Source organism: Vibrio sp. M260121 (assembly GCF_036533715.1).
Classification (GTDB): domain Bacteria; phylum Pseudomonadota; class Gammaproteobacteria; order Enterobacterales; family Vibrionaceae; genus Vibrio.
Window position 1 is genome coordinate 1 of the sequence record NZ_JATABF010000108.1, and the last position, 909, is coordinate 909.

Consider the following 909-nt stretch of genomic DNA (forward strand, 5'->3'; position numbering starts at 1 on the left):
GCCTGTCTCTTGATCACAAGTCTAGTGATCAAGAGACATTGCGAGTTCGTAGCCTTCAAGGATGGTTTGCAGTTTAAACCATCCTTCCCAAAGCACCTTTATTGAAGCTCTACCCGTCCTCTTGGTATCTTTCCAACCGCCTAATTTAGCGAGATTTTTGTACGCCCAGCCCATATCCGGCGTTTCTTTAGGCAACGTCTTACTTTCTAGTTTCAACCACAGTAGCTTCCAAGCTTTCGTGCCTAAAACCTTTTCACAACTTTCTGTTGATAGCTCATCAACTTCTTTAATGAAGCGTAACGCCAATAAACGAGTCGCTACAAAGGCATAGATGACACTTAACCTCTCTAGGTTACTTTTACTTTGTAGCCTGAGTGACTCCACATCCGTACCTTCACTTTTCCAGACTTTATGGAAGTCTTCAATCAGCCATCGGCGCTCGTAATAACCGATAATTCTCATGGCATCTTCAACGTTGTTTATTGGCTCTGACGTCAAGAGGTGCCACGCTAACTTGTCTTTTGATGTTCCTTGCTCAAGGCAACCAACATAATAAACAGGTATGCCTGCGTGCTCTTTTTTATTTGCCGGAGCCTTTAATGTCACCTGACCATATTTAACATCAAGCTTTACATCTCTCGCTTTTCTCCCTCCTTTTTGGGGGATGGTAAGCTCCTTTGTTTCGACACTTGGTAACGCTTGCGCATAGTCGTAAAGCTTTTGATGATGGGCTTCTAGACAACGACTTTGCATTGAGCGAACGACAAAGCGCTGTTGATGTTGACGTTTATAAGTCAAGTATTCGAATAGGTCAGCTTCTCGGTCACAGACCGAGATAACATCTAACATTTTATCCCCTAGGCGTTCAACGACACGGCGAGAAGCTTGCTCCCATTTGTAACTTTCTTT

General features: G+C 43.7%; 1 protein-coding gene. It reads right to left on the reverse strand.

Annotation, left to right across the window (positions count from 1 at the left end; all coding sequences use genetic code 11):
• Nucleotides 1–21: 21 nt before the first annotated feature.
• Nucleotides 22–909, reverse strand: an 888-nt coding sequence (locus tag QTO06_RS25290) for an IS4 family transposase (protein ID WP_331410341.1), incomplete at its 5' end; no start/stop codon positions are given.